Origin of the sequence: Halomonas sp. 707B3 (assembly GCF_024158645.1) — a bacterium.
In the GTDB taxonomy this organism is placed as follows: Bacteria; Pseudomonadota; Gammaproteobacteria; order Pseudomonadales; family Halomonadaceae; genus Vreelandella; species Vreelandella lionensis.
Window position 1 is genome coordinate 1 of sequence record NZ_JAMZBE010000200.1, and the last position, 5,214, is coordinate 5,214.

The window sequence follows — 5,214 nt, forward strand, 5'->3', positions numbered from 1 at the left end:
GGGTGCGTTCTGCCCTAACCTGCTGTTCCCGTACGCCCGTGAGTGCGTTGATAACCTGGTCAACCGTGGCGGTTTCCCGCCGCTGATGCTGGCGCCGGTTAACTTCGAAGCCATGTACGCCCAGCGCAAGCAGCGCGAAGCGCAGCAGGCAAGCCAAGCGGCTGAGAACACGCACTAAGCCATGTCCGATTCGCTAAACGCGGCTGATTGGGTGGCGCGGCACGGCAAAATGCCGCGCCTCTATGTGCCTGCTGAGTTTTCAGCGGGCACTACCTTAACGCTACCCGAAGGCCCTGCTAAGCACGTTACTCGCGTGCTGCGCATGGGCGAAGGGGCACCGCTGATCTTGTTTGATGGCGCAGGCCAAGAAGCAGGCGTTCAGCTGGCGGAGGTGGGGCGTAAGCACACCACTGTTACTGTTGAGGCGGTGTGGTCAGGCAGCGGCGAGTCGCCGCTGGCGGTGCATCTTGGGCAAGCGATTTCCAAGGGCGACCGCATGGATTACGCCATTCAAAAAGCCGTTGAGCTAGGTGTAGCGGCGATTACCCCGCTGTATACCGAGCGGGGCGATGTGCGTTTGAAAGGCGACCGCGAAGAGAAAAAGCTGGCGCACTGGCAGGCCGTGGCGGCCAGTGCCTGTGAGCAGAGCGGTCGGGCGGTGGTGCCGCCTGTTCACCCCCCGCAGGCGTTAGGTGAGTGGCTGGCCGAGCGCCAAGAACCGCTGCGCTTGATGCTGCACTTAGCGACGGGTAACGGCTTTGCTCAGCCAGAGCGGCCCGCGTCCGCCGCGCTGTTGATTGGCCCAGAGGGTGGCTTAAGCGATACGGATATTCAGGCCGCTATCGCTAGCCACTTTACGCCACTGACGCTGGGGCCACGGGTGCTACGCACCGAAACGGCTCCTGTTGTCGCGCTCACGCTGCTGCAGCACCACTACGGCGATTTGTAAGCGCTTACTATCAAACCGCTGCCGTGTTTGTTGCGGCAGCGGTTTTTTTGTACCCAGCGCTGGCGTCATTCGACGCCGCTTTGCCTTGCCTAGGCAAGGTACCATAATGAAGATCTACTTCTTGTAAGGACGGCACCCATGGTCCGTGAGTCACACTCCACCCCCCGATCCGCCAGCGATGCATCTGCCCAACTGGGCGATGTGGCCTATTTAACCGTGACGGCGGTGAACAGTACCGGAGCCTTTCTGCGTTGGGGGCAGCCCAAAGACGTGCTGCTGCCCTATAGCGAGCAGCGCTTTCGCCCCGACCCCGGTAAGCGGGTGCTGGTGATGTTGTATAGCGACGACCAGGGGCGGCCGGTCGCTACCATGCGTCTTGACCGTTTTTTAACGGACGACGCCTGGGCGCTAGAGAAAGGCGACGAAGTCGATGTGGTGGTGGCCGATCGCACGGACTTAGGCATGAAGGTAGTGGTCAATCACCGCTACTGGGGGCTGATCTACCAGGACGATATTACTCAGCCACTGCGCCGTGGGCAGTCGCTGAAAGGCTTTGTGAAACAGCGCCGCGAGGATGGCCGCGTGGATATCTCACTGCTACCGCCCGGCGCGGCCCGCCTGGATGTGGTGGGTGATAAAGTGCTGAAAGCGCTGCGTGAGAGCGGCGGCTATCTGCCGCTGGGTGATAAAAGCTCGGCGCACGATATCAAAACCCGCTTGGGGGTTAGCAAGAGCGCTTTTAAGCAGGCGATTGGCCGGCTCTACAAGCAGCAGCTAATCACTCTGGCGCCAGATGCGATTCGCCTAGTGCCCGGTGCGCTCTCCGACCCGGCGGATAAATAGCCGCAGTTGGAGCCGTGCAAGCAGTGCGGCATACTGATGACCTATTGATCCTCCATGGACTGTATTTCGATGAGCCAATCAACGTTGCATCTCGGTGTGGTGATGGATCCCATCAGCGACATCGCGTACAAGAAAGACACCACCTTAGCCATGCTGTGGGCCGCTCAAGAGCGCGGCTATACGCTGCACTACATGGAGCAGGACGACCTGTTCTTACAAGCGGGCAAAGCCTACGCGCGGATGCGTCCACTCACCGTGCACCGTAACCCAGAGCACTGGTACGACCTGGGCGAGGCGACTCAGCGCCCGCTGGCCGAGCTGGATGTGGTGCTGATGCGGAAAGACCCGCCGGTGGATGCGGAGTTTATTAACGCGGTGCATCTGCTGGGCTTTGCCGAGCGCGAGGGCGTGTTGGTGGTTAACCCCACTGCTGCGCTATTGCAGTGTAATGAGAAGCTCTTTGCCCAGCAGTTTCCCCAGTGCTGCGCGCCGACGGTCGTCGCGAGCCGCGATGATGTGCTACGCGCCTTTCATGCCGAGCATGGCGATGTGATCTTCAAGCCGCTCGACGGCATGGGTGGCACGGGCATTTTTCATATCGGCCCCGATGGCCGCAATATTGGTGCGGTGATTGAGCAACTGACGCTGCGTGGTCAGCGCCAAATTATGGCTCAGCGCTACCTGCCGGAAATCAAAGATGGCGATACGCGGATTCTCTTGGTCGATGGTGATCCGGTGCCGTTTGGCCTAGCGCGAATCCCTTCGGCGGGCGAAACCCGCGGCAATCTGGCCGCAGGCGGTCGCGGTGTGAGCCGTGAACTGACCGAGCGGGACCACTGGCTGATTCAACAAGTGCAGCCGATGATTCGCGAGAAAGGCCTGATGTTTGTCGGCCTGGACGTGATTGGCGACTACATCACGGAAATCAACGTGACGAGCCCCACCTGTGTCCGTGAGATCGACGATCAGCGCGGCACCGATATTTCCGGAATGCTGTTAGACGCTATCGAACGTCGCTTGGCCTAATCGGTGAACGTTCTATTCGCCAAATGACGTAAGGCTTGCCGAGCCATCGGCAAGCCGTAGGAGACGCATGCAAAGCTTAAAACACCACTTTTTGATGGCCCTGCCCCACATGGAAGACCCTAATTTCACGGGCAGCCTGATTTATTTATGTGACCATGACCACAATGGCTGTATGGGCGTGATTGCCAACCGCCCGCTGGAAATTACCCTGGATGCGCTGTTTGAGCAGCTCTCACTCGGCGGTGACGACAGCCCCCACCGCAACGCGCCGGTCTACTACGGCGGCCCCATGCATAAAGATCGCGGCTTTATTCTTCACGTTGGCGACAGCCAAGCGTGGGACTCCAGTGTACAGGTGGAAGATGGCATTGCGCTCACTACCTCCATGGATATTCTCCAAGCGCTGGCGGATGGCACTGGCCCCGAGCACTTTCTGGTGTGCTTAGGCTGCGCAGGCTGGGAAGTGGGCCAGTTAGAGGACGAGCTGAAAGAGAACGCCTGGCTAACGGTAGAGGGCCAAAGCAACGTGCTGTTTGATACGCCCCCAGCTGAGCGCCTTACGGCCGCTGCCGGTATTCTCGGGGTTGATTTAAACCTAATGACGCGCAACGCAGGGCATGCATAAGCGTGGGTCTGGATGAGGCGTAAGTGGTATGGCGGATAACGGGCAGCGCCTGATATTGGCGTTTGATTTTGGAACGCGGCGCATTGGCGTTGCCGTGGGTAACGAGCTGCTGCACAGTGCGCGGGAGCTGACGCCGCTGCCCGCGCGTGACGGCATTCCTGACTGGAACGTGGTCACACGCCTTATTGAAGAGTGGCAGCCAGACCTGTTCGTCGTCGGTTTGCCGCTCAATATGGACGGAACCGAATCGCTCATGAGTACCCGGGCGCGTAAGTTCGGCAATCGCCTGCATGGCCGCTACGGCAAACCCTGTGAGATGGTCGATGAGCGTGGCTCGACTCAAGAAGCCAAGCAGATCGCCCATGCAGCGGGCCACCGAGGCAACTACCGAGAAGAGAGCGTGGATGGCATTGCCGCTGTGCTGATTTTGGAAGGTTGGTTCGCCCACCAGGAAGGCCTTCCCGGCGGGCGGAGCGCCTACTAATCCACTGCTGTATTAACGGTCTAGGGTGCCAGTTTGGGAAGGCACGAACCAGCGGACCGGGCGCAGGTCTTTCTCAATCAGGTCATCCACTTTTAGCAGCGTGGCAAAAATCGCCATCCGCATGGGAATGCCATTATCGGTTTGGCGGAAAATCGCCAGCCGCGGGTCGCCGTTCAAATCGACGTTCAAATCATTAGCGCCTGGGCGGCTATCGCGGGGAAGCGGGTGCATCACGATCGTGCTTTGGCTACAGCGCTGGTCAAGAAAATCACGGTTGACCATAAAGTCGTCGGAAAGCCCCTGGAAACTCTCGTTCATTTCATCCGTAAAGCGCTCTTTCTGAATGCGGGTGGTGTACACCACATCCAAATCGGCAAAGTCACTGGCCAATGAGTCGCGCTGCTCAATGCGATGCCCGCGAGAAGCCACCAGATCAATTAAGTAAGAAGGCATCTCCAGTCCTGGTGGCGACACCAGCGTAATACGCAGCGGGTCATAGAGTGATAGCAGCTTAATCAGCGAATGCACTGTGCGGCCGTATTTCAAATCACCGGTCAGCAGAATATGCGCACCGCTTAAGCGTTTGCCTAATCGCTGAAACTCTTTATCAATCGTATAAAGGTCCAGCAGGGCTTGGCTTGGGTGCTCGCCTGGGCCATCGCCACCATTAATGACGGGCACATGGGTGGCGGCGGCGAATTCGGCTACCGAACCTTGGTCTGGGTGACGCATCACAATCGCATCGCAGTAGCCGCTCATTACACGGCTGGTGTCGTAAAGCGACTCGCCCTTGGCCATGGAAGAGAAGGTAAAGCCTGTGGTGTCGCACACGCTGCCCCCCAGTCGGCAGAACGCGGCATTAAAGCTCACCCGTGTGCGAGTGCTCGCTTCAAAAAACAGGTTGCCCAACACTGCACCTTCCAACACCCGTGTGACTTGGCGGCGGCTAGCAATCGGCTCCATGCGTGCCGCCACGCGTAACAAGTGATCAACGCTCTCGCGGCTTAATGAATCGACAGTTAATAGGTGCTGGCTCATCATGGACCTCATCTTTGGTGGGCGTGGGTGAAGGTGGCAGCTATATAGAGTGCTAAGTGTAACCGCCAAACTAGATGTGCCGAAGCGGTTTCCATTGCTCTATAGAAGAGGGCAGATAAGGAGGCAGAGACTTTTTTCGACTATTTGATAATTAGCTCTTGCCAACCCGGCCGCGAATCCGTAAAGTACGCATCCGCTGCCGGGGACGCCCAGCGTTACCAGCGGTGAAAGAGGTTGAAAAACCTCTGG

Annotated in this window: 7 protein-coding genes; 6 read left to right on the plus strand and 1 reads right to left on the minus strand. The window is 58.5% G+C overall.

Annotation, left to right across the window (positions count from 1 at the left end; all coding sequences use genetic code 11):
- The 6 genes from BIS10_RS17195 to ruvX all read left to right on the plus strand — a co-directional run.
- On the plus strand, nt 1–178 hold a 178-nt coding region (locus tag BIS10_RS17195), incomplete at its 5' end, for a protein-export chaperone SecB (RefSeq protein ID WP_253507143.1).
- 3 nt (nt 179–181) lie between these two features.
- On the plus strand, nt 182–949 hold the full coding sequence (locus BIS10_RS17200; RefSeq protein WP_253507130.1) for a 16S rRNA (uracil(1498)-N(3))-methyltransferase: 768 nt from the start codon (nt 182–184) through the stop codon (nt 947–949).
- 138 nt (nt 950–1,087) lie between these two features.
- On the plus strand, nt 1,088–1,792 hold the full coding sequence (locus tag BIS10_RS17205) for a S1 RNA-binding domain-containing protein (RefSeq protein ID WP_253507133.1): 705 nt from the start codon (nt 1,088–1,090) through the stop codon (nt 1,790–1,792).
- Between the two features lie 69 nt (nt 1,793–1,861).
- Nucleotides 1,862–2,818 (plus strand): glutathione synthase, encoded by a 957-nt coding sequence (gene gshB / locus BIS10_RS17210; protein WP_253507136.1) that lies wholly within the window; start codon nt 1,862–1,864, stop codon nt 2,816–2,818.
- 67 nt (nt 2,819–2,885) lie between these two features.
- The gene (locus BIS10_RS17215) at nt 2,886–3,443 is read left to right on the plus strand and encodes a YqgE/AlgH family protein (RefSeq protein WP_253507138.1); all 558 of its coding nucleotides are present in this window, start codon (nt 2,886–2,888) and stop codon (nt 3,441–3,443) included.
- Nucleotides 3,444–3,471: 28 nt separating this feature from the next.
- Entirely contained in the window at nt 3,472–3,927 is a 456-nt protein-coding gene (gene ruvX / locus BIS10_RS17220; protein WP_253507140.1) for a Holliday junction resolvase RuvX, read from the plus strand.
- Nucleotides 3,928–3,939: 12 nt separating this feature from the next.
- On the opposite strand, the gene BIS10_RS17225 is transcribed toward ruvX, so the two are convergent.
- The gene (locus BIS10_RS17225; protein WP_044628642.1) at nt 3,940–4,965 is read right to left on the minus strand and encodes an aspartate carbamoyltransferase; all 1,026 of its coding nucleotides are present in this window, start codon (nt 4,963–4,965) and stop codon (nt 3,940–3,942) included.
- Between the last annotated feature and the right edge of the window lie 249 nt (nt 4,966–5,214).